Below are 21,263 nucleotides of genomic sequence, written 5' to 3'. Positions count from 1 at the left end.
ACTTTTTTCTTTTTACTGTTCTTCTGTTACAAACTGGCTGAGCAGTCCATTGATAAAACGGGCAGATTTTTGATCTGAGAAGTCCTTTGCAAGCTCGATAGCTTCATTAACAGCAACCAACTGTGGAGTGTCAAATGAAGTGATTTCAAAGACTCCCAAGCGAAGGAGGTTTCTCTCCACGAGTGTTAAACGCTCAATGGTCCAACCTGCTTTTAAATGCTGTGTGATTTGCTTGTCTAGTTCTTCCTTTTTAGCCTGAACACCAGAAACGAGGTCTGTCAAAAAGGCTGGAAGTTGTACATCCGTATCTTCACGATCATGAGTATAGGCGAAACGACAAGCAGTTTCGACATCCGTACCGAACTCAAGGCTCATGAGAGCTTGAAAAGCGCATTTACGGAGTTGGCGTCTAGATTCTAATAGTGGACTAGTCATTGAGGAAGTCCTCGTCAAATAGATCTTTCAATTCTGGTTTTGGTGTTTTATCTGGGACGATACCTGCAACGTGGATATTGATAGCAGCGAGTTCTACATCAGCCATATTGCGGACTGCATCTTTAACAGCTTTCTGGATAGCAACAGCTACCTTAGGAACTTTTACTCCGTACTCAAGGTAGAGATAGATATCAGCTGTGAGTTCTTCGTCCACGTTTTTTAGATAAACGCCACGGCCTAGAGAAAGTTTTGAAAGGGTATCAGACACTGATTTGTTTGAAAAAGAGTGTACACCCTCTACTTTTGCAGTAGCAATAGCAATGATTTTTTCAAGTACACGTGGGGCGATAACGATTTCGCCAAGTTGTTCTTCAATTCCCATAGAATGACCTCTTTCTAGAGATTAGGCACGAGAAACGTAAGTTCCTTCTGCAGTGTTGATAACGAGTTTTTGTCCTGCTTCGATGAAGTCTGGAACGTTGACGACAAGTCCAGTTTCCATCGTTGCTGGCTTACCAGAACCTGTAACAGTAGCACCTTTGATAGATGGTTGAGTTTCTGCAACTGTCAATTCAACAGTAGTAGGAACGGTAACACCAATCACTTCAGTTCCGTAGAATTGGATCTTCACATCAGAGTTTTCAAGGATGTAAAGCAATTCGTTTTCAACATTGACTACAGGGATTTCGTACTGGTCGTAAGTTTCTGTGTTCATGAAGTAGGCTGTGTCATCCATTTTGTACAAGTATTGAGCTGGGACAGTCTCGATGATAGCTTGTTCAAATTTTTCCTCTGGACGGTAGCTTGTGTCAAATGTAGAACCAGTACGGACATCACGCAATTTCATACGCATGATCGTGTTTCCTTTACCTGGTTTGTGGTGGCTAGCTTCCAAAACGCGGATCAATTTTCCGTCTGCAGTTTCAAATGTCATACCAGCTTTCAATTTGCTTGCTTCAATCATGTTTTTACCTCTTTAATAAAATAATTTACTCTTTATTGTACCATAAAAGACAACATTACTCAAATGTCAAAAGGAGCTTAATTAGTTGACTGGTACGATATTTCCATCTTCGTCTTTGGTAACGAGGACGTATTTTCCGTCGACTTCGATGTAAAAATTCTTGCTGGCAGTTTGCCCAGTGTTTTGAGCAGGTGCTTGATTTTGAACTTGTTGGCTTAGTTGACCACCGAGAGTTTGGCCAAGATTCATGCCCATAAACATGTTCATCCCATTGCCATTCCCTTCATTGGCAGCTGCAGCAATGAGCGCTTCGTTGCGAGCACGGCGTTCTTCAATTTCAATCGTGTTGTACTTCATTGCCACGAGCTCACTATCAAGCTTACGAACGATATCAAGACTTTCTTGGTCGTAGCTGAGGTCTTCAAGCAAGATGTTAGTTGCTTCAATTCCGTAGAGACCTGTCCAAACCTTGTTGACCTCTTGTTTAGCGAGTTCGTTAAAGGTGTCTTGGTTGGCATTAAGGCTATAGATATCAACCTTATTTTCGTTGGTGTATTTGGCAATGGCGATTGCGATTTTCGGTGCGATATTTTGACGGAGCGTTCCTTGAGCTACATCTTGGAGAGTAAATGGCTGTCCGTCAGTAATTTGGTGGCTAACAGAGCTCACATAGAAGAGAACTGGATCTGCTATTTTTACATCAAACAAGCCATAGAAACGGATGTTGAGCAGTTGTTGGTAACGTTCGCTGAAGTATTCGACCGCATTTTGTGTGCCGAACTTATTACCTGCAATAGGTTGCATGCGGATAAAGATAATTTCCTGCTGGGTGATGATTTGTCCACCAAAAGAGAAACGGTTTTTAAAGTTTTCCCAAGTGCCTTTTAAACCACCTTTTTCAAGGAGCCAGGCGTTATCACCAGCTTGCCATTCGTGGCTACCAGCTTCGAGGACCTCACCAAGGAAGGTACCGTTGTTTACCAAAACAGCGGTATAACCTTGAGGAACGATAACCACACTGCCATCTGACAAGAGGCCTGTATTTTGATTGCTGTGACGAGAACGTCCATCTGGGTCTTTAGTGAGTAATTGCCCCTTGACGGCCAAGGCGTCGCCAGAGACATTATCTGGAAGGACAATGGCTTCCTTGAATTTACTATCATTAAAACTATTTAAGCCTGCTGATAAGGCTGCACGTATAAATCCCATAATTCCTCCTAATTATAAAGCTCGTCTTCATCCACAACATCATAGGTATCCAGTACCCATTGGTTTGGACTGCGAGAGAGATTGGCACCACAGTAGTCGCACTCGCTAACTGCAGAGATTTTCAATGGGGCGCCACAGTTTGGACAGTGGTCGCTCACAACTTGGTCTGGATTGACTGCTTGGGTTTGGCTACCGTGTTGACGGATAAAGTTCAATTGATACACGGTGAAGAGATCTTTTTTAGGGTCTCCTTCAAGGACACGGCGAGTCTCATCGTCAATGACATAGTCCCGCAAGGTAGATGACAGGATCACCACTAAGGTATCGTTTCCGTCAGGATTTTCAATGAACTCCTTGATGCGAACATTTTCGATACAAACTTTCTCTAAAACATTAGTTGTTTTAGCTCGAATATGGTCCTCAAGTTGGGTACTATGTTGAGAGTAGAGACTGGTACTTTCCAAAGCGCGGACAGAGTTCCAATTTTTTTCAGTCCAAGCAACCTGCAATTTAAGGTAGACTTCCTTAACCCAAGATGTGAAGGCTTCCGCGTCAAAGTTCGGATCTCCGTATTTCACACGGCTAATGGCCAGTGTGTTGTGTTCAACTCGACGATGGAGCGTTTGAGAATCATTACTAGTGTAGGTTGAACTCGAATCTCCAGACTTATTCTGCAAGGATTTGACGATAACAACTAGTATGATTCCTCCGATTAATATGAACATAAATCCTAGATCGGGAGAGCTATTAGAACTGTCAGAGGATGAGCCGTATCCAGAGCGGTAGTAGTGGTAGGATGAGCCGCCAGAACGACTTCCACCTCCACTTGAGCGGGAGCTACTGCGGCTGCTCCCTCCACTTCTGGAATGTCCTACACCCGCATCAACGATTTGAGGCACGGATAGAAAAACAAGTAATAAACAGGTCATTAAAAGAGCGTAAAACTTTTTCATGTGTCTCCTAACTATATGATTGGAAAGGTAGCTGTCTAGACTACTGGGTGGCTACTAGCGAATTACTCACTTTCTTTCAACTTCGCCAACTCTTGTGCAAGCAGTTTAAGGGCAACTTGTGGGTTGGCTTGTCCTTTGGTTGCCTTCATGAGGAAGCCTGTGAAGGCCTTATCTGCGTTGCGTTTGCCTGACTTGAAGTCGGCAACGGCAGCTTCGTTATCCGCAAAGACTTGGTGGATGATTGGAATCAGAACATCTGGATCAGAGATTTGCACCAAGCCTGCTTTTTCCACGTATTCACGCGCGCCACCGCCATTTTTAGCTAGGTGGACAAAGACTTTCTTGGTAGTAGCTGAGGTCTTTAAGAAGGATATTGGTTGCTTCAATCCCGTAGAGACCTGTCCAAACCTTGTTGACCTCTTGTTTAGCGAGTTCGTTAAAGGTGTCTTGATTGTCATTGAGGCTATTGAAAAGGTAGAATTCTGAATTCGAATGATTATTAAACTATTTAATAACCTTTAAAAATCATCTAAGATATACTAGGCGTTATTTACTAGCATTTAGCTTCTTTATGGAATGGCGTTCGATGAGCCATCCCACAATCCATCCTATTGCTAGCAAGTAATTTTCAAAAGCACCGATAGCATTTACAGGAGAGTGATACTCCATATAATTGAGTAAGTGATTTGTTCCTATTCCAATTCCGCCAATAATGAGAGCAAGAAGTGCGATTCGTAGATAGAACCAATCGTATTTAATATTGACAGCGAGAATAATAATCAATACAGCTAAATTCCATATTCCAATTTCTCGTTGCCAACCAGCAGATATTCCGTACCCGGAGTGGCTTCCCATGTACGATGGAAAGAAAATTTGTAGTATAGAAGCACCTAACATAGCGATGATGACTAAGACAAATAGCAATCGTAAAAATTTGTTCATTTATTCTCCTTGTCTCATTCTCGTCTTAAAAGTAGAAAAAAGTGTATAAAGAGTAAATTACTCACTTTCTTTCAACTTCGCCAATTCTTGTGCCAGGAGTTTAAGGGCAACTTGTGGGTTGGCTTGGCCTTTGGTTGCTTTCATGAGGAATCCTGTGAAGGCCTTGTCTGCGTTACGTTTGCCTGACTTGAAGTCGGCAACGGCTGCTTCATTATCTGCGAAGACTTGGTGGATGATTGGAATCAGAACATCTGGATCAGAGATTTGTACCAAGCCTGCTTTTTCCACGTATTCACGCGCGCCACCGCCATTTTTAGCCAGGTGGACAAAGACTTTCTTGGCAATCTTAGAAGAGATAGTACCATCTTCGATGATGGAAATCATTTCTACTAAGTTTTCTGGTGTCAATTCGATTTGTTCCAGTGTCTTACCTTCGGCGTTCAAGAACTGAGCAACTTCACCTTGGAGCCAGTTAGAGACTTGTTTGGCATCGCCACCGAGGGCAACAGCTTTTTCAAAGAAGTCAGAAGTGACTTTGTTTGCCGTCAACTGGCTAGCATCGTAGTCTGACAAGCCAAGATCAGATACGTAGCGCGCACGGCGTTCTTTTGGAAACTCTGGCAATTCAGTGCGCATTTCCTCAATCCACTCATCTGAGATTTCAAAGAGTGGTAGGTCTGGTTCTGGGAAGTAGCGGTAGTCTGCAGCACCTTCTTTGACACGCATGAGGATGGTTGCCTTGTTAGCTTCATCGTAACGGCGTGTTTCTTGGCGGATTTGACCACCTGAGCGAAGGATTTCGGCTTGACGTTGGACTTCGTATTCAAGACCCTTGCGAACATTTGAGAAGGAATTCAAGTTCTTCAACTCAGTCTTGGTACCGAATTTCTCTTGACCATAAGGACGAAGGGAGATGTTGGCATCCACGCGCATGGAACCTTCTTCCATCTTAACGTCAGAAATGCCAGCGTACTGGATAACTTCCTTGAGGGCAGTCAGATAAGCATAGGCTTCTTCAGGAGAACGCATGTCGGCTTCAGATACAATCTCAATCAATGGCACCCCTTGACGATTGAGGTCAACATAAGAGTAGCCATCTGTACCGTGGGTGTTCTTACCAGCATCTTCTTCTAGGTGAGCACGTTCGATACCGATTTTCTTAGTCGTACCGTCTTCTAGTTCTACTTCAATCCAGCCGTTGTAGCCGATTGGCTCATCAAACTGAGAAATTTGGTAGGCTTTTGGATTATCAGGATAGAAGTAGTTTTTGCGGTCAAAGTGCATCTTTTTGTGGATGTCCATGTTAAGGGCAAGAGCAGCCTTGATACCGGCATCGACAACACCTTTATTGAGAACTGGCAGAACTCCCGGGAAAGACCAGTCAATCACGTTGGTGTTGGCATTTTGGTCGTTTCCAAAGTGGGCAGAAGTAGGTGAGAAGATTTTTGAATTGGTGTTGAGCTCTACGTGGACTTCAAGTCCAATGACTGTTTCAAAGTTCATTAGTTGTCACCTCCAAAAATCACGGGTTGTTGTTTGTGGTAGTCTGTTGTTGCTTCAAAAGCAGCAGCAGCTTGGTAAATGGTTTCCTCAGAGTATTTAGGACCAATCAATTGGAGACCGACTGGGAGACCTTGAGCAAATCCAGCAGGAATCGAAATTCCTGGAAGACCAGCTAAGTTGACTGGGATGGTCAAGAGGTCAGCTAAGTACATGGCAACTGGGTCGTGGTTGAGTGAGTCCAAATCATAGGCAACGCTTGGTGCAGTTGGTCCCAAAATCAAGTCGTAATCCGCAAAGACGTTTTCGAAATCTTGAATGATAAGGGTACGGACTTGACCAGCTTTCTTATAGTAGGCATCGTAGTAACCTGATGAAAGGCTGAAAGTACCTAGCATGATACGGCGTTTCACTTCTTCACCGAAACCTTGGCTACGGCTGTTTACATAGATTTCATCAAGGTTGCTTGCATCTTCTGCGCGGTAGCCATAACGGATACCGTCAAAGCGTTGCAAGTTTGAGGAGGCTTCTGATGAAGCGATGATGTAGTAAACGGCAACACCGTATTTAGAGTGAGGAAGACTCACTTCTTCGACGATGGCACCAAGTTTTTCAAAGTGTTTAGCGGCATTCAGAATGGTTTCCTTAACCTCTGGGTCAATCCCTTCACCAAGGTATTCCTTAGGCAAAGCAATTTTCATTCCCTTGATGTCTTGACCAATTTTTGAAGTAAAGTCGGCAATGCGGACAGGAGCAGAAGTAGAGTCTTTAGCATCTTCGCTGGCAATCGCATTGAGCAAGAGGGCATTTTCTTTAACAGTTGGTGCAAAAGGTCCAATCTGGTCTAATGAGCTACCGAAGGCAATGAGACCGAAACGTGAAACCGTTCCGTAGGTTGGTTTGAGACCAACGATCCCGTTGAAGGCAGCAGGTTGGCGGATGGAACCACCCGTATCAGAACCAAGTGACAAGCGGACTTGCCCAGAAGCTACAGCTGCGGCAGAACCGCTTGATGAACCACCGGGAACCTTGCTGTGGTCCCAAGCATTTTTAGTGGCACCGTAGTAAGAAGTTTCACCTGATCCACCCATGGCAAACTCGTCCATGTTGGTTTTTCCGACAACAATCATACCCTTAGCTTTGGCATTGGCAACGGCTGTCGCATCAAAGATTGGCTCGTAGTTGTAGAGCATTTTTGAGGCAGCAGTTGTGAGGATGCCGTCAGTAGAAATATTATCCTTAACAGCCAGTGGAATTCCTGAAAGGACATTGTCGGCGTCGATTCCAGCTTGGTCAATGGCTTTGGCTTGAGTAAGGGCTTGCTCTTCAGCGATAGTGACAAAAGCGTTGATAGCTGTCTCGCGAGACTTGATATCTTCAAGCGTGGCTTGTGTCAATTCAGTAGCTGAAATCTCCTTAGATACAAGGAGGTTGTGCAAGTCTTCAATCGTTTTGTTATTAAAAGTCATTAGGCATCTCCTCCATCATCTAGGATAGCTGGCACCTTGATATAGTAGTTTTCTTTTTCAGGTACGTTTTTAAACAAGCGGTCACGGTCTGTTCCTTCTTCGGCCACATCAGGGCGGAGTACGGTCTTGCGGTCAGCCATGGTTGTAGTAGGTGCGACACCAGTTGTGTCGACTTCGCCCAGCAATTCAACCATATCTACAATCTTAGACAAGGTTGTCGCAAAGGCAGCAGTTTCTTCTTCAGAGAATTTTAATTTTGAAAGATTGGCAACGTGTGTTACCTCTTCTTGCGTAATTTTCATCTTGCATCCTTTCGTGAAATGATGATTTTTAGTCTGTTCTATTTTACCATATTTTCCTATAAATAAGGGAGCCAAACTGAAAAGAAATAGAAATTGAAAAATCGCTTTTAATTCGCTATAATGGTTAAACTAGAGAATAGAAAAAATAAGAGTTAGGATAGAAATATGTTCCATCAATTTATCACCAGATCTCAGACGGTTCCTCCTCCCATTTCCCTCTTTTGGTATGGGATTATGATGATCCTATTAGTGCTTTGTATTTATGGAGCACTTGCTTATCACAATAATCCGAAATTTGTTCGCTTGTTTAAGGGGATTCAGATCCTCCAGTTGCTAGCCCTATATAGCTGGTATGTTGGCTTTGGGATTCCATTTTCTAATAGCCTTCCATTTTACCATTGCCGTTTGGCTATGTTTGCGGTAGTTTTCTTGCCAGATAAATGGCTGAGCAAGCAATATTTTGCCCTCTTAGGAGCAAGTGGGGCGGTCTTTGCTTTGGTTTACCCTGTTTTTGATCCCTATGATTTCCCCCATATCACCAGTTTTTCATTTTTGATTGGGCACTATGCCCTTCTAGTGAATTCCTTAGTTTACTTGATGAATCACTATGATAAGACCTTGCTTAAGAAATATATGATTGTAGCCTATACCTTTATTCTCAACCTCTTTCTAGTTGGGGTTAATCAGGTGACGGGTGGAAATTATGGTCTCTTAAGAGATACCCCGTTTATCTCGAATGCTCCTCTATGGATAAAGTACCTCCTTGTGTCGGTCATCCTTTCACTGGCTCTGGTTCTCTTTGATATCTTGTTCAAGAAACGGTGGAAAAAGAGAAATCAGGCGCAATCTGTGCTCTAGCTTGCCTTTTCATCAGATGAGCAATTGAAAAACTCCCCAAAATCCGATATAATGGAGAGTTGAAAGGGATGGTAAAATCCAATGTAAACATCATTCTTAGCTACTGAAACAACTAAAAATAGAAAATCAAAGAAAGAGAACTTATGACTATTCAAGAAGAAATCAAGAAACGCCGTACCTTTGCCATCATCTCCCACCCGGACGCCGGGAAAACAACCATCACTGAGCAGTTGCTCTACTTTGGAGGTGAGATTCGTGAGGCTGGTACGGTAAAGGGGAAGAAAACAGGGACTTTTGCTAAGTCTGACTGGATGGATATCGAGAAACAACGTGGGATTTCGGTCACGTCATCTGTTATGCAGTTTGACTACGACGGCAAGCGCGTGAACATCCTCGACACACCAGGGCACGAGGACTTCTCAGAAGATACCTATCGTACCTTGATGGCGGTGGATGCTGCGGTCATGGTCGTGGACTCTGCCAAGGGTATCGAGGCCCAAACCAAGAAATTGTTTGAGGTTGTGAAGCACCGTGGCATTCCAGTCTTTACCTTTATGAACAAGCTGGACCGTGACGGCCGTGAGCCACTGGACCTCTTGCAAGAACTAGAAGAAGTCCTTGGCATTGCGAGCTACCCAATGAACTGGCCAATCGGGATGGGGAAAGCCTTTGAAGGCTTGTATGACCTCTATAACCAACGCTTGGAGCTCTATAAAGGGGATGAACGTTTTGCCAGTCTAGAAGATGGGGACAAACTCTTTGGCAGCAATCCTTTCTACGCTCAGGTTAAGGACGATATCGAACTGTTGCAAGAAGCAGGAAATGAATTTTCAGAAGAAGCTATCCTTGCTGGAGAATTGACGCCTGTCTTCTTTGGTTCAGCCCTCACTAACTTTGGGGTGCAGACCTTCCTTGAGACCTTCCTTAAGTTTGCTCCAGAACCACATGGCCACAAGAAAACAGATGGCGAAATTGTGGATCCTTATGACAAGGATTTCTCAGGATTTGTCTTTAAAATCCAAGCCAACATGGACCCTCGTCACCGTGACCGTATCGCCTTTGTTCGTATCGTATCAGGTGAGTTTGAGCGAGGGATGAGTGTCAATCTGCCTCGTACTGGGAAGACTGCCAAGCTTTCTAATGTCACCCAGTTTATGGCAGAAAGTCGTGAGAATGTGACCAATGCTGTAGCAGGTGATATCATCGGGGTTTACGATACTGGTACTTATCAAGTTGGAGACACTTTGACAGTTGGAAAAAACAAGTTTGAATTTGAACCGCTGCCAACCTTTACCCCTGAGATTTTCATGAAAGTTTCTGCTAAGAACGTCATGAAGCAAAAATCCTTCCACAAGGGGATTGAGCAACTGGTGCAAGAAGGAGCCATTCAGCTTTATAAGAATTACCAAACAGGTGAGTATATGCTAGGAGCTGTCGGACAACTCCAGTTTGAAGTCTTTAAGCACCGTATGGAAGGCGAGTACAATGCAGAAGTGGTCATGAGCCCAATGGGTAAAAAGACGGTTCGTTGGATCAAGCCTGAGGACTTGGATGAACGGATGTCCTCAAGCCGCAATATCTTGGCTAAAGACCGTTTCGACCAACCAGTCTTCCTCTTTGAAAATGACTTTGCCCTCCGCTGGTTTGCGGACAAGTATCCGGATGTAGAGTTGGAGGAAAAGATGTAACTCAGCACCAACAATTGGAACTAAAGTTCCTAATTGTTGGACGCTAGTCGCTATTTGGCGAACTAGCTAACTGCCTCACTAACTACGTTTGGCAAATAGAATCGATTTGCCAAACTCCGTGTCGTAGTGTAAAATCGGCTTACCTAAACGCTTCACTAGGAAAAATCCACGAATATTATCGATTCGTGGATTTTTTCGTAGTAATGGCAAGGAATTGAACTGCCTAACTGCCTAACTGCCTCACTAACTGAGTTTTACAAATGAAATTGATTTGTAAACCCCAGTGTCATAGTTCAGTAAATTTATTTGAATGTGTAACAATCTAAGTAACTAACGCCAAGTTTCTATGGAACTTGGCTAGGCGCTCCACTAGGCAAAAGATTTTTCTAATTACTCTCTAAATTCTGCATAGAATAAGGTAGGCTGGACCAATCTCTGTACAGTAAAGATAATTGGAATTAAAGAAAAACAAAAACCTCAGAAGTGTTCACCTTTTGTGAATTCTCTGAGGTTCTTTGCGTTTTAGTTTCCATATTTCTGGTAAAAATCGACCTTAACCTGGATAAAGGTTTCGGCTTCGCGTAGTAGTTGCAGGAGGGTAGCACGGGTTTCAAACTCCTCACGTGTTTTCGGGAGACTCCGATTGCGGAAGACTTGCAGATAGCGTTCGATGTCATCAAGTAGGTCATGAGCAGGATTGGTCTGACTTAGCTGGACAGCAATCTTAGAAAAGAGCTGGGCCAAGATCAAACTCTCACTTGCGGCCAGATGACAGGTATTGATCTGCTGGGCCATATTTCGCAGGATGCTACTTTGTCGCTGTCTCATCTCAAAGTAATGGATGTGGTAGTCCGTCTGGTGAAAGAGATGGTCCGAGTGATCCAGGTAGACCAGTTTGAGAGCTTCATCGAGGAGCTTGTCTAATTGGTCAACGAGTTGGGCTTGATTGCGTCCGTCTCCCCTTGAAAGATAGTATTTAAAACGAAGCAGGATGTCTTTTAACTTTTCTTCGACCTGAAGGTGGTAGCTTTGAATGGCTTTCTCACGAGAAGGCATATAAAGGTTGACTAATAGAGCAAAGCTTGTCCCGATGAGAAAGAGGAGCACTTCATTAAGCAAGAGCTCTGGAGAAGTAGACTCCTGTACCAAGAGATGGCTGACCAAGACACTGCTAGGGGTGATGCCGATTTCCCAGCCCATTTTGTAAGTAAGAGGGACATAGAGAGCCAGATAGAGGCCCAGGCTCCAGATGTGAAAGCCTGTCAGCTGAAAGGCTAGAACACCGATAGCCAGCGCTAGGAGCATGGAAAAGAGGCGGTTACGTGCTAATTTCAGCGTGCTTCTGCGTGTGTCGGAGAGGCTTAAGAGAGCGATGATTCCAGCTGAAACTGCTGATGATAAATCTAAAAAATAAGCGAGTAAACAAGCGAGACAGGTCGCTAAGACCAGTTTGGTCGTACGTTGAGTGAGGGACATGAAAATTTCCTAAACTAATAGAATCAAGTGTTTAACGAGGAGTTAGAGACTAGGGACGAAGTTTTCGGTTTGTAGCATACTCGGCAACCGCTGTAAAGAGGACATCTGTCGAAGAGTTTAGGGCTGTTTCGCAGGAGTCTTGCACGACTCCAATCACAAATCCGACTCCGACAACCTGCATAGCCAAGTCGTTGGAAATCCCAAAGAGGCTACAAGCGACAGGAATGAGGAGAAGGGATCCCCCAGCGATTCCAGAGGCTCCGCAGGCAGAAATGGCAGCCACGAAACTGAGCACAAATGCTGTCCCAAAGTCTACCGAGATTCCGAGTGTGTTGACGGCAGCCAGGGTCAGGACATTTATGGTAACAGCAGCGCCAGCCATATTGATGGTCGAACCAAGCGGGATGGAGACAGAGTAGGTGTCAGGATTCAGTCCCAAGTCTTGGCAGAGTTTCATATTGACAGGGATATTGGCAGCAGAGCTACGAGTGAAAAAGGCTGTAATACCACTGACACGTAGGCATTTCAAAACAAGGGGATAGGGATTTTTTCTCATAAAGAGAAAGGCGATGAGTGGGTTGACGATGAGAGCAACAAAGGCCATGGTAGCAATCAAAAGTCCTAGGAGGACACCGTAGTTAGCCAAACTGGCAATGCCCTTGTCAGAGATGGTCTTGAACACCAAGCCTAAAATCCCAAAGGGAGCTAGATTGATAATCCATTCGACAATTTTAGAGGTGACATCCGCCATGGTTTTCAGCAATTCTTTACTGTGTTTACTTGCCTCTCTCATAGCCAGACCAAAGACGACTGCCCAAGAGAGAATCCCGATATAGTTGGCTTCAACAATAGCATTCAAGGGATTGTCCACCAGTTTGAGCAAGAGGTTGCTGAGGATTTGACCGATACCGTCAGGAGCAGCAACTTCTGTATTTGCGCTGGTCAGGGTGATTTGCACAGGCAGTAAGAAACTAGCTAGAACGGCTACCAATGCAGCAGCAAAGGTTCCAAGTAAATATAGGAAAATAACCGTCTTCATATTGGTGTTTTGTCCTTTTTGGTGTTGGGAAAGGGCATTGGCAACAAGGGCAAAAACCAAAATAGGAGCGATGGCTTTCAGTCCGCCTACAAAGAGTTCTCCAAGCAGACCAATTCCTGTAAGGTTTGGAAAGAGCATCCCTAATGTCGCTCCAAAAATCATTCCAATAAGGATTCGTTTGATGAGGCTTGCCTTGGTCCAGGCTCTAATGATTCGTTTCATAGCAGTCTCCTTCAAATGTATTGTTTATAATTATAGTATAAATATGCTATAGAGGCAAGTGATATTTTGAAAAAAGGGCCGATAATTGAATAATTATGAAAGAAAAGAGAAGGGCGATTTTATGGTATAATAGGAAAAAGGAGTTTTATATGCAAGATTTTTTTCAACGCTATTTTGATAGACTTGACTTAACAACTATTTTAGAGAATCTCTTAACCAAGGTGATTTCTCTTTTGATTTTGTTTTTACTATTTTATATAGCTAAAAAGATGCTTCATGCGACTGTCCGAAAGATTGTCAAGCCTTCACTTAAATTTTCCAATCGAGATGCGGGAAGACAAAAGACCATTTCTCGTTTGCTGGAGAATGTCTTTAATTACATTCTTTATTTCTTTTTGCTCTACTGTATCCTGTCTATTTTAGGACTGCCAGTTTCCAGCCTTCTTGCTGGTGCGGGGATTGCTGGGGTGGCCATTGGTATGGGGGCGCAAGGCTTTCTATCCGATGTCATTAATGGCTTCTTCATTCTTTTTGAACGCCAGCTTGATGTGGGTGATGAAGTAGTTCTCACAAATGGACCGATTACCGTTTCTGGAAAGGTCGTTAGCGTAGGGATCCGTACAACGCAACTGCGGGGTGACGATCAAGCCCTTCACTTTGTTCCCAATCGTAATATCACCGTCGTCAGCAATCTATCTCGTACTGAATAGGCCGGCTATTTTAGCAGATTTGTGGTACAATAGAAGGAGTTTGGTAAAGGAGAGAGTATGCTATTTGTAGAGAAAAAATTAGGTCACGATTGTACGTGGATAGACCTTGATGTAGACAAGATTAAAAACATGGAAGACCTTTCGGATGTCTATGGATTGGACAAGGAAACCATCGAGTATGCTCTGGATAGAAATGAGCGTGCCCACATGGACTATCACCGTGAAACGGGAACGGTAACCTTCATTTATAATGTTCTTGACTTAGAAAAAGACAAAGAATATTATGAAGCGATTCCGATGACCTTTATCGTTGAAAAACAACGGCTGATCACAATTAGCAACCACAAGAATAGTTATGTGATTAAACGAATGGCATCCTACCTTGAAAGCCATGAAGTTGTTTCAATCTACAAATTTCTTTTTGCCAGTTTAGAGATTATTAGCAATGCTTATTATCCAGTGATTGAAGAGATGGATAAAAGTAAGGATGAAATCAGTGCACTTCTTCGTCAAAAAACAACTAAAAAAAATCTTTTTGCTCTCTCTGACTTGGAAACTGGTATGGTTTACCTGACTGCTGCTGCCAAACAAAATCGTCTCCTCTTGGAACATATCCAAGGACATGCCCTTTATCGCAATCTTAATGAGGTGGAAAGAGAGCAGTTTGACGATGCTATGATTGAAGCCCATCAGTTGGTTTCAATGACAGACTTGATATCTCAAGTTTTGCAACAACTCTCAGCCTCTTACAACAACATCCTAAATAATAATCTAAATGATAATTTGACAACTTTGACAATTATCTCAGTCTTGCTAGCTATCCTTGCGGTTATTACAGGATTCTTCGGAATGAATGTTCCCTTACCGTTTACAGATGAACCAAATGCTTGGATTTATATTTTGATAGCTAGTCTCATTTTATGGGCAGTCTTAGCTCAATGTTTAAAGAAAATTGCTAGAAATTAAAAAAAGGAGCCAGAATGGCGATTGAAAATTATATGCCAGATTTTGCTGTGGAAGCAGTTTATGATCTGACAGTCCCAAGCCTGCAAGCGCAGGGTATCAAGGCTGTTTTGGTCGATCTGGACAATACCCTCATTGCTTGGGACAACCCTGATGGGACGCCAGAGATGAAGCAATGGCTACATGACCTCCGTGACGCGGGTATCCGCATCATCGTGGTCTCAAATAACACCAAAAAACGAGTTCAACGAGCAGTTGAAAAGTTTGGGATTGATTACATTTATTGGGCTCTGAAGCCCTTCACATTTGGGATTGACCGTGCCATGAAGGAATTTCACTATGAGAAAAATGAAGTGGTCATGGTCGGCGACCAACTCATGACGGATATACGAGCAGCGCACCGTGCAGGTATTCGCTCGATCTTGGTCAAACCCTTGGTCCAACACGACTCGATCAAGACGCAGATCAACCGAGCTCGCGAGCGCCGTGTCATGAAGCAAATTACTGAAAAGTACGGACCGATTACATATAAAAAAGGAATTTAACTATGGAAGAAATTCTCTGTATTGGTTGTGGAGCAACCATTCAGACGATAGACAAGGCTGGTCTTGGATTTACGCCCCAGTCGGCACTTGAAAAAGGGTTGGAGACTGGAGAAGTTTATTGTCAACGCTGTTTCCGTCTCCGCCATTACAATGAAATCACAGATGTCCAGTTGACGGACGATGATTTCCTCAAACTCTTGCACGAGGTGGGAGACAGTGATGCCTTGGTGGTCAATGTCATTGATATCTTTGACTTTAATGGCTCTGTCATCCCAGGCTTACCACGCTTTGTATCGGGCAATGATGTCCTCTTGGTCGGAAATAAAAAAGATATCCTGCCCAAGTCTGTTAAACCGGGCAAGATTAGCCAGTGGCTCATGGAACGTGCCCACGAAGAAGGTCTTCGCCCTGTGGATGTCGTCCTGACTTCGGCTCAGAATAAGCATGCTATTAAGGAAGTCATTGACAAAATCGAGCACTACCGTAAGGACCGCGATGTCTACGTAGTTGGGGTAACCAACGTTGGAAAATCAACCCTCATCAATGCCATTATTCAAGAAATTACGGGTGACCAAAATGTCATCACGACTTCGCGTTTTCCGGGGACAACCTTGGACAAGATTGAGATTCCGCTTGACGACGGATCTTATATCTACGATACGCCAGGGATTATCCACCGCCACCAGATGGCCCACTACTTGACGGCTAAAAACCTCAAGTATGTCAGCCCCAAAAAGGAAATCAAGCCCAAAACCTATCAGCTTAACCCTGAGCAAACCCTGTTTTTAGGTGGTCTTGGACGCTTTGACTTCATATCAGGAGAAAAGCAAGGATTTACAGCTTTCTTTGACAATGAACTCAAACTCCATCGTACTAAGCTTGAAAGCGCTAGTGCCTTTTATGACAAGCATCTGGGAACTCTTCTCACACCACCAAATAGCAAAGAGAAAGAAGATTTTCCAAAACTAGTCCAGCATGTCTTTACCATCAAGGACAAGACAGACTTAGTCATCTCAGGACTAGGCTGGATCCGCGTAACAGGCACCGCCAAAGTCGCCGTCTGGGCACCAGAAGGCGTCGCCGTCATCACACGAAAAGCCATTATTTAAACACAGAAAGGAAAGAGTTGTCTGAATTAGGGCGAGCTCTGCGAGCCCATAACGAATACTTTTCGCCGTGGTGTCAGTTGGTACAAGGAATTGTACCAACAACGGAAAATCTGAGACCTTAGGCTCAGATTTTAGTCATGAAAGTCCGAAGGACTTTGCTGACGTCCGTAACCACTTCAGAAAAGTATAAAAAGAAACTCTTTTAAAGAGAATATGTCATTAACATCAAAACAACGTGCCTTCCTCAACAGCCAGGCACACACCCTCAAACCCATCATCCAAATCGGGAAAAATGGACTCAACGACCAAATCAAAACCAGCGTCCGTCAAGCTCTTGACGCACGCGAATTGATTAAAGTTACGCTCTTGCAAAACACAGATGAAAACATCCACGAAGTAGCTGAAATCTTGGAAGAAGAAATCGGTGTGGATACAGTCCAAAAAATCGGACGCATCTTGATTTTGTATAAGCAATCCAGCAAGAAAGAAAATCGCAAGATTTCTAAAAAAGTCAAAGAAATCTAAAACCTACTCCAAACAACTGTTTTTACAGAGAATTAAAGGAAGACGAGCCTATGGCAATCGAATTATTGACTCCCTTTACCAAGGTAGAGTTGGAGCCAGAAATCAAGGAGAAAAAACGCAAACAAGTCGGGATTTTAGGGGGAAATTTTAACCCTGTTCACAATGCCCATCTTGTTGTGGCGGACCAAGTACGACAACAGTTAGGACTAGATCAGGTCCTGCTTATGCCCGAATACCAACCACCTCATGTAGATAAAAAGGAAACCATTCCCGAGCACCATCGGCTCAAGATGCTTGAGTTGGCGATTGAGGGGATTGAAGGTCTGGACATTGAAACCATTGAGTTAGAGCGTAAGGGCATTTCCTACACCTACGACACCATGAAGATTTTGACAGAGCAACATCCAGATACGGATTATTACTTCATTATCGGGGCGGATATGGTGGACTATCTGCCTAAATGGTACCGAATTGATGAGCTGGTCGACATGGTTCAGTTTGTTGGAGTTCAGCGCCCACGCTACAAGGCAGGGACTTCCTATCCAGTTATCTGGGTGGATGTACCTCTCATGGACATCTCGTCTAGCATGGTGCGTGACTTCATTGCCCAAGGTCGGAAACCTAACTTTCTCCTACCTCAGCCAGTGCTAGACTACATCGAGAAGGAGGGGCTTTACTGATGGCATACCAAGACTATATCAACTGTTCCCGAGAGGCTTTGTTGGAAAAAATGGCAGAGCTTCTACCTGCAAAACGCTTAACTCATTGCTTGGGTGTGGAGCGTGCAGCCATAGAGCTAGCGAAGCGATTCGGAGTCGATGCTGAGAAAGCGGGTCTAGCAGGCCTTCTTCATGATTATGCTAAAAAGCTGTCAGATCAGGAATTTCTAGACTTGATTGACTGTCATCAGCTAGACACTGATCTCAAAAACTGGGGCAATAATGTCTGGCATGGTATGGTTGGCATCTACAAGATTCGGGAAGATTTGGATTTGCATGATCCTGAAATCCTGCGAGCTATTGAAATCCATACAGTCGGAGCTGGTCAGATGACCAATCTAGATAAAGTCATCTACGTCGCAGATTATATCGAACACAATCGTGCCTTTCCTGGAGTGGATCAGGCGCGTGAAATTGCTGAGCTATCGCTCAATAAGGCAGTGGCCTACGAAACAGCGAGAACTGTGGAGCATCTAGCTCATCAGGGATTCCCCATCTATCCCCAAACCCTTGAAACCTATAACGCCTTTGTGCACTATTTGAAAGAGGACTAAATGAAGACGGTTTTTATAATCATTGATGTTCAGAATATTTTAGTGGAAACCGGTTTTCAGACAAATAGTCTATTGGAAAAAATTTCTTATTTACAAAACCAGGCTAGAAGCAAGAATATCGAAATTATTTATGTTCAACACATTGAGGATTCTGAAGCTCAAACATCAGAAGATTGGCAGTTATCTGGGCTTTTAAATCGAAAACCTAATGAAAAGGTCTTTCAGAAGAAGTATAACAGTATTTTCAAAGAAACTGGTTTAAAAGAATACTTGGATAAACAGGGGATTGAAAAATTGGTTTTATGTGGTATGCAGACAGAATATTGTGTGGATACCTCTGTCAAGGTTGCCTTTGAATATGGTTATCAGCTTATTATTCCAGCAGGAACTTGCACAACGTTTGATGGGAATGACATTCCAGCAGAAACGATAAATGAATTCTATGAGGGCATTTGGGAGGGGCGCTTTGCAGATGTCCTAGATTACAAACATATTTTCTAGAAAGAGGACTAAATGAACGAAAAAGAATTACTAGAACTAGTCGTGAAAGCGGCTGATGAAAAACGTGCGGAGGATATCCTCGCACTTGACGTACAAGAATTGACCAGTGTGACGGACTACTTTGTCATCACTAGCTCAATGAATAGCCGTCAGTTGGACGCTATCGCTGACAATATCCGTGAAAAAGTAGCTCAAGCAGGCTTTAAAGGCAGCCATGTTGAAGGCGATGCAGCAGGAGGCTGGGTTTTGCTAGACCTCGGTGGTGTCGTTGTGCATATCTTCTCAGAAGAAATGCGTGCCCACTATAACCTAGAAAAACTATGGCATGAGGCGGATTCTGTAGATATTTCTGAAGCCTTGGCCTAGTAGATGAACTCAGTTGCAGTCAACTGGGTTTATTTGCTTAGTTTAGAAAAAAATGGATAGAAAGGTGAGGGCGTCGTGTTTTGTTCATCTCGAAACTGAACACGAGCTAAAAGCTGCGAGAAAAAGATAAACTTCCTTTGTATCTGATGATACAGCAGAAAGTTTCCTATTTTCTCCTTGCTTTTAACGCTCTTTGTATCTTAATTATGGCAACTTACGAAACCTTTGCGGCTGTTTACGATGCTGTGATGGATGATAGTTTATACGATAAATGGACGGATTTTTCTTTACGTCATTTGCCTAAGACCAAGGAGAGAAAGAAACTTTTGGAACTGGCTTGTGGGACAGGTATCCAGTCTGTCCGCTTTTCTCAAACTGGCTTTGATGTGACAGGACTTGACTTGAGCGCGGATATGTTGAAGATTGCGGAGAAGAGAGCGGCTTCAGCCAAGCAAAAGATTGATTTTATTGAAGGCAATATGCTGGATTTATCTAAGACTGGTAAGTACGACTTTGTTACGTGTTACTCGGACTCAATCTGCTACATGCAGGATGAGGTCGAAGTAGGAGATGTGTTTAAGGAAGTGTATAATGCCCTCAATGAAGACGGAGTATTCATCTTTGACGTGCATTCGACCTACCAGACAGATGAGGTTTTTCCAGGCTATTCTTACCATGAAAATGCGGAAGATTTTGCCATGCTCTGGGATACCTATGAGGATGCGGCTCCTCACTCCATCGTGCATGAGTTGACCTTCTTTGTCAAGGAAGCGGACGGTTCCTTTAGTCGCCACGATGAAGTGCATGAGGAGCGTACATATGAAGTCTTGACCTATGATATCTTGCTGGAACAGGCTGGTTTCAAGTCCTTCAAACTCTATGCGGACTTTGAGGACAAGGAGCCGACAGAAACCAGCACCCGTTGGTTTTTTGTCGCGCAGAAGTAGGAGAACATCATGATCATCACAGGTATTATCGCGGAGTTTAATCCTTTTCATAATGGCCACAAATACTTGCTGGATCAAGCAGAGGGATTGAAAATCGTTGCCATGTCAGGGAATTTCATGCAGAGAGGAGAGCCTGCTATCGTAGACAAGTGGACACGGGCTCAGATGGCGCTGGAAAATGGAGCGGATCTGGTAGTGGAATTGCCCTTTTTAGTCAGTGTTCAGGCGGCAGATTTCTTTGGTCAAGGAGCTGTGGATATCTTGGCTCGCTTGGGTATTGATACTCTAGCTTTCGGGACAGAGGAAGTTCTGGATTATCAAAAAATATCTGACTTATACACAGAGCGAGGTACTGAGATGGAGAAATTTGTGGAAAATCTGCCTGATTCCCTTTCCTATCCCCAGAAAACCCAGGCCATGTGGAAGGAATTTGCAGGTCTTGATTTTTCAGGTAATACCCCTAATCATGTTCTAGCTTTGGCCTATGCCAAGGTGGTTGCGGGACGTAGAATCAAACTCCATCCGATTCAACGTCAGGGAGCTGGCTATCATTCTGTGGATAAGGATGTGGACTTTGCCTCGGCAACAGCGCTCCGCCAGCATCAATCAGACCAAGATTTCTTAGAACGCTTTATGCCTTCTGTTACCCTCTTTGAGCAGGCGAGTAAGGTGAGTTGGGATGATTATTTTCCCTTGCTCCGCTATCAAATTTTGTCAAATCCCGACCTTACCACCATCTATCAGGTCAATCAAGAAATGGCTGTGCGCATCAAGGATGCTATTAAAACAGCCCAGTCTGTTGACGAATTGGTCGAGGCAGTTGCGACCAAGCGTTATACCAAGGCGCGTGTCAGACGCCTCTTGACTTATATTTTGGTGCAAGCCAGAGAAAGCGACTTGCCAGAAGGCATCCATGTCCTTGGCTTTACCGAAAAAGGCAGACAACATCTCAAGTCTTTGAAAGGGCAGGTCCATCTAGTCAGCCGAATTGGCAAAGAACCATGGGATGCAATGACTCAAAAAGTAGACCAGATTTACCAACTAGGACAGCCAAGTATCGCAGAGCAGAATTTTGGAAGAGTGCCGATTAGAATAGAAACAAACTAAGTCTACTGAAAGGTAGGCTTTTTTATTGTATGTTTTAATGAAAATGTCATTTTTAAGTGTTAGAAAGTTTGTTTGGCGATTTCAGAACTTTCTTCTAAAATTCACACAAAACTCTTCAATTTGGGTTTGTGGAAATCGTTTTTTTATGATAGAATATTAA

The 21,263-nt window shown here is 43.6% G+C and carries 24 protein-coding genes and 2 pseudogenes; 13 read left to right on the top strand and 13 right to left on the bottom strand.

The window, feature by feature from the left end:
- Positions 1-12: 12 nt before the first annotated feature.
- The 11 genes and pseudogenes from nusB to gatC all read right to left on the bottom strand — a co-directional run bounded on the left by nusB (position 13) and on the right by gatC (position 7,774).
- Positions 13-435 (bottom strand): transcription antitermination factor NusB, encoded by a 423-nt coding sequence (nusB, locus tag HMPREF1149_RS06480; RefSeq protein ID WP_000203656.1) that lies wholly within the window; start codon positions 433-435, stop codon positions 13-15.
- The gene (locus tag HMPREF1149_RS06475; RefSeq protein ID WP_000510584.1) at positions 428-817 is read right to left on the bottom strand and encodes an Asp23/Gls24 family envelope stress response protein; all 390 of its coding nucleotides are present in this window, start codon (positions 815-817) and stop codon (positions 428-430) included. Before HMPREF1149_RS06475 ends, nusB begins: the two co-directional genes overlap by 8 nt.
- A 21-nt stretch (positions 818-838) precedes the next feature.
- The gene (gene efp / locus HMPREF1149_RS06470; protein ID WP_000568640.1) at positions 839-1,399 is read right to left on the bottom strand and encodes an elongation factor P; all 561 of its coding nucleotides are present in this window, start codon (positions 1,397-1,399) and stop codon (positions 839-841) included.
- A gap of 81 nt (positions 1,400-1,480) precedes the next feature.
- Entirely contained in the window at positions 1,481-2,608 is a 1,128-nt protein-coding gene (locus HMPREF1149_RS06465) for an SPFH domain-containing protein (protein WP_000505818.1), read from the bottom strand.
- Between the two features lie 8 nt (positions 2,609-2,616).
- On the bottom strand, positions 2,617-3,561 hold the full coding sequence (locus HMPREF1149_RS0101985) for a zinc-ribbon domain-containing transport protein (RefSeq protein WP_000715062.1): 945 nt from the start codon (positions 3,559-3,561) through the stop codon (positions 2,617-2,619).
- A 62-nt stretch (positions 3,562-3,623) separates the two neighbouring features.
- A pseudogene (locus HMPREF1149_RS06460) lies at positions 3,624-3,920 on the bottom strand (glutamyl-tRNA amidotransferase); the annotation flags it as partial.
- Positions 3,895-4,026 (bottom strand): annotated as a pseudogene (locus HMPREF1149_RS11535) (SPFH domain-containing protein); the annotation flags it as partial. The pseudogenes HMPREF1149_RS11535 and HMPREF1149_RS06460, both read right to left, overlap by 26 nt.
- An 81-nt stretch (positions 4,027-4,107) precedes the next feature.
- On the bottom strand, positions 4,108-4,503 hold the full coding sequence (locus HMPREF1149_RS0101980) for a hypothetical protein (protein WP_001032000.1): 396 nt from the start codon (positions 4,501-4,503) through the stop codon (positions 4,108-4,110).
- Between the two features lie 57 nt (positions 4,504-4,560).
- A complete protein-coding gene (gene gatB, locus HMPREF1149_RS06455) occupies positions 4,561-6,006 on the bottom strand; it encodes an Asp-tRNA(Asn)/Glu-tRNA(Gln) amidotransferase subunit GatB (RefSeq protein ID WP_001008659.1) in 1,446 nt (481 codons plus the stop codon).
- Positions 6,006-7,472, bottom strand: coding sequence for an Asp-tRNA(Asn)/Glu-tRNA(Gln) amidotransferase subunit GatA (gene gatA / locus HMPREF1149_RS06450; protein WP_000143714.1), 1,467 nt, complete (start codon positions 7,470-7,472; stop codon positions 6,006-6,008). Before gatA ends, gatB begins: the two co-directional genes overlap by 1 nt.
- Entirely contained in the window at positions 7,472-7,774 is a 303-nt protein-coding gene (gene gatC, locus HMPREF1149_RS06445) for an Asp-tRNA(Asn)/Glu-tRNA(Gln) amidotransferase subunit GatC (protein ID WP_000705412.1), read from the bottom strand. The genes gatA and gatC overlap by 1 nt, the downstream gene beginning before the upstream one ends.
- A 165-nt stretch (positions 7,775-7,939) precedes the next feature.
- Between gatC and HMPREF1149_RS06440 the strand changes: the two genes are divergently transcribed.
- Both HMPREF1149_RS06440 and HMPREF1149_RS06435 read left to right on the top strand, forming a co-directional pair.
- Positions 7,940-8,632, top strand: coding sequence for a YwaF family protein (locus HMPREF1149_RS06440; protein ID WP_000468949.1), 693 nt, complete (start codon positions 7,940-7,942; stop codon positions 8,630-8,632).
- Between the two features lie 143 nt (positions 8,633-8,775).
- Entirely contained in the window at positions 8,776-10,320 is a 1,545-nt protein-coding gene (locus HMPREF1149_RS06435; protein WP_000155101.1) for a peptide chain release factor 3, read from the top strand.
- A gap of 522 nt (positions 10,321-10,842) precedes the next feature.
- Here HMPREF1149_RS06435 and HMPREF1149_RS06430 read toward each other — a convergent pair.
- Both HMPREF1149_RS06430 and sstT read right to left on the bottom strand, forming a co-directional pair.
- The gene (locus HMPREF1149_RS06430) at positions 10,843-11,796 is read right to left on the bottom strand and encodes an aromatic acid exporter family protein (RefSeq protein WP_000060065.1); all 954 of its coding nucleotides are present in this window, start codon (positions 11,794-11,796) and stop codon (positions 10,843-10,845) included.
- Positions 11,797-11,845: 49 nt separating this feature from the next.
- Positions 11,846-13,057 (bottom strand): serine/threonine transporter SstT, encoded by a 1,212-nt coding sequence (gene sstT / locus HMPREF1149_RS06425; RefSeq protein ID WP_000821321.1) that lies wholly within the window; start codon positions 13,055-13,057, stop codon positions 11,846-11,848.
- 149 nt (positions 13,058-13,206) lie between these two features.
- On the opposite strand from sstT, the gene HMPREF1149_RS06420 reads away from it, so the two are divergent.
- The 11 genes from HMPREF1149_RS06420 to HMPREF1149_RS06370 all read left to right on the top strand — a co-directional run bounded on the left by HMPREF1149_RS06420 (position 13,207) and on the right by HMPREF1149_RS06370 (position 21,103).
- On the top strand, positions 13,207-13,767 hold the full coding sequence (locus HMPREF1149_RS06420; protein WP_001150575.1) for a mechanosensitive ion channel family protein: 561 nt from the start codon (positions 13,207-13,209) through the stop codon (positions 13,765-13,767).
- A gap of 57 nt (positions 13,768-13,824) precedes the next feature.
- Positions 13,825-14,733, top strand: coding sequence for a magnesium transporter CorA family protein (locus HMPREF1149_RS06415; protein WP_000899713.1), 909 nt, complete (start codon positions 13,825-13,827; stop codon positions 14,731-14,733).
- Between the two features lie 14 nt (positions 14,734-14,747).
- Complete coding sequence (locus HMPREF1149_RS06410) at positions 14,748-15,275, top strand: YqeG family HAD IIIA-type phosphatase (protein ID WP_000963735.1); 528 nt, start codon at positions 14,748-14,750, stop codon at positions 15,273-15,275.
- A gap of 2 nt (positions 15,276-15,277) precedes the next feature.
- Positions 15,278-16,384, top strand: a complete 1,107-nt coding sequence (gene yqeH / locus HMPREF1149_RS06405; RefSeq protein WP_000391171.1) for a ribosome biogenesis GTPase YqeH — start codon at positions 15,278-15,280, stop codon at positions 16,382-16,384.
- Positions 16,385-16,597: 213 nt separating this feature from the next.
- The gene (gene yhbY, locus HMPREF1149_RS06400) at positions 16,598-16,909 is read left to right on the top strand and encodes a ribosome assembly RNA-binding protein YhbY (RefSeq protein ID WP_000060171.1); all 312 of its coding nucleotides are present in this window, start codon (positions 16,598-16,600) and stop codon (positions 16,907-16,909) included.
- Positions 16,910-16,959: 50 nt separating this feature from the next.
- Positions 16,960-17,589: a nicotinate-nucleotide adenylyltransferase gene (locus HMPREF1149_RS06395; RefSeq protein ID WP_000963715.1), complete on the top strand. Its 630-nt coding sequence runs from the start codon at positions 16,960-16,962 to the stop codon at positions 17,587-17,589.
- A complete protein-coding gene (yqeK, locus tag HMPREF1149_RS06390) occupies positions 17,589-18,182 on the top strand; it encodes a bis(5'-nucleosyl)-tetraphosphatase (symmetrical) YqeK (protein WP_000331214.1) in 594 nt (197 codons plus the stop codon). Before HMPREF1149_RS06395 ends, yqeK begins: the two co-directional genes overlap by 1 nt.
- Positions 18,183-18,683: a cysteine hydrolase family protein gene (locus tag HMPREF1149_RS06385; protein ID WP_000859395.1), complete on the top strand. Its 501-nt coding sequence runs from the start codon at positions 18,183-18,185 to the stop codon at positions 18,681-18,683.
- 12 nt (positions 18,684-18,695) lie between these two features.
- On the top strand, positions 18,696-19,049 hold the full coding sequence (gene rsfS, locus HMPREF1149_RS06380) for a ribosome silencing factor (protein ID WP_001003030.1): 354 nt from the start codon (positions 18,696-18,698) through the stop codon (positions 19,047-19,049).
- 206 nt (positions 19,050-19,255) lie between these two features.
- Positions 19,256-19,996, top strand: a complete 741-nt coding sequence (locus HMPREF1149_RS06375; RefSeq protein ID WP_009067223.1) for a class I SAM-dependent DNA methyltransferase — start codon at positions 19,256-19,258, stop codon at positions 19,994-19,996.
- A 9-nt stretch (positions 19,997-20,005) separates the two neighbouring features.
- Positions 20,006-21,103: a nucleotidyltransferase gene (locus tag HMPREF1149_RS06370; RefSeq protein WP_000587364.1), complete on the top strand. Its 1,098-nt coding sequence runs from the start codon at positions 20,006-20,008 to the stop codon at positions 21,101-21,103.
- Positions 21,104-21,263 lie beyond the last annotated feature (160 nt).

This window comes from Streptococcus sp. BS35b, from assembly GCF_000286475.1.
Taxonomy (GTDB): Bacteria; Bacillota; Bacilli; order Lactobacillales; family Streptococcaceae; genus Streptococcus; species Streptococcus oralis_W.
Note: the sequence above shows the minus strand (reverse complement) of the source record. Positions and strands in the feature narration are given on the sequence as shown.

What these genes read in the sequence shown, in the direction of transcription:
- gatC (WP_000705412.1), bottom strand. Translation starts at nt 7,774, where the DNA reads ATGAAAATTACGCAAGAAGAGGTAACACACGTTGCCAATCTTTCAAAA.
- HMPREF1149_RS06465 (WP_000505818.1), bottom strand. Translation starts at nt 2,608, where the DNA reads ATGGGATTTATACGTGCAGCCTTATCAGCAGGCTTAAATAGTTTTAAT.
- gatB (WP_001008659.1), bottom strand. Translation starts at nt 6,006, where the DNA reads ATGAACTTTGAAACAGTCATTGGACTTGAAGTCCACGTAGAGCTCAAC.
- rsfS (WP_001003030.1), top strand. Translation starts at nt 18,696, where the DNA reads ATGAACGAAAAAGAATTACTAGAACTAGTCGTGAAAGCGGCTGATGAA.
- HMPREF1149_RS0101985 (WP_000715062.1), bottom strand. Translation starts at nt 3,561, where the DNA reads ATGAAAAAGTTTTACGCTCTTTTAATGACCTGTTTATTACTTGTTTTT.
- HMPREF1149_RS0101980 (WP_001032000.1), bottom strand. Translation starts at nt 4,503, where the DNA reads ATGAACAAATTTTTACGATTGCTATTTGTCTTAGTCATCATCGCTATG.
- HMPREF1149_RS06395 (WP_000963715.1), top strand. Translation starts at nt 16,960, where the DNA reads ATGGCAATCGAATTATTGACTCCCTTTACCAAGGTAGAGTTGGAGCCA.
- HMPREF1149_RS06435 (WP_000155101.1), top strand. Translation starts at nt 8,776, where the DNA reads ATGACTATTCAAGAAGAAATCAAGAAACGCCGTACCTTTGCCATCATC.
- sstT (WP_000821321.1), bottom strand. Translation starts at nt 13,057, where the DNA reads ATGAAACGAATCATTAGAGCCTGGACCAAGGCAAGCCTCATCAAACGA.
- HMPREF1149_RS06410 (WP_000963735.1), top strand. Translation starts at nt 14,748, where the DNA reads ATGGCGATTGAAAATTATATGCCAGATTTTGCTGTGGAAGCAGTTTAT.
- HMPREF1149_RS06370 (WP_000587364.1), top strand. Translation starts at nt 20,006, where the DNA reads ATGATCATCACAGGTATTATCGCGGAGTTTAATCCTTTTCATAATGGC.
- HMPREF1149_RS06440 (WP_000468949.1), top strand. Translation starts at nt 7,940, where the DNA reads ATGTTCCATCAATTTATCACCAGATCTCAGACGGTTCCTCCTCCCATT.
- efp (WP_000568640.1), bottom strand. Translation starts at nt 1,399, where the DNA reads ATGATTGAAGCAAGCAAATTGAAAGCTGGTATGACATTTGAAACTGCA.
- HMPREF1149_RS06475 (WP_000510584.1), bottom strand. Translation starts at nt 817, where the DNA reads ATGGGAATTGAAGAACAACTTGGCGAAATCGTTATCGCCCCACGTGTA.
- HMPREF1149_RS06415 (WP_000899713.1), top strand. Translation starts at nt 13,825, where the DNA reads ATGCTATTTGTAGAGAAAAAATTAGGTCACGATTGTACGTGGATAGAC.
- yhbY (WP_000060171.1), top strand. Translation starts at nt 16,598, where the DNA reads ATGTCATTAACATCAAAACAACGTGCCTTCCTCAACAGCCAGGCACAC.
- gatA (WP_000143714.1), bottom strand. Translation starts at nt 7,472, where the DNA reads ATGACTTTTAATAACAAAACGATTGAAGACTTGCACAACCTCCTTGTA.
- HMPREF1149_RS06375 (WP_009067223.1), top strand. Translation starts at nt 19,256, where the DNA reads ATGGCAACTTACGAAACCTTTGCGGCTGTTTACGATGCTGTGATGGAT.
- HMPREF1149_RS06385 (WP_000859395.1), top strand. Translation starts at nt 18,183, where the DNA reads ATGAAGACGGTTTTTATAATCATTGATGTTCAGAATATTTTAGTGGAA.
- HMPREF1149_RS06420 (WP_001150575.1), top strand. Translation starts at nt 13,207, where the DNA reads ATGCAAGATTTTTTTCAACGCTATTTTGATAGACTTGACTTAACAACT.
- yqeK (WP_000331214.1), top strand. Translation starts at nt 17,589, where the DNA reads ATGGCATACCAAGACTATATCAACTGTTCCCGAGAGGCTTTGTTGGAA.
- HMPREF1149_RS06430 (WP_000060065.1), bottom strand. Translation starts at nt 11,796, where the DNA reads ATGTCCCTCACTCAACGTACGACCAAACTGGTCTTAGCGACCTGTCTC.
- yqeH (WP_000391171.1), top strand. Translation starts at nt 15,278, where the DNA reads ATGGAAGAAATTCTCTGTATTGGTTGTGGAGCAACCATTCAGACGATA.
- nusB (WP_000203656.1), bottom strand. Translation starts at nt 435, where the DNA reads ATGACTAGTCCACTATTAGAATCTAGACGCCAACTCCGTAAATGCGCT.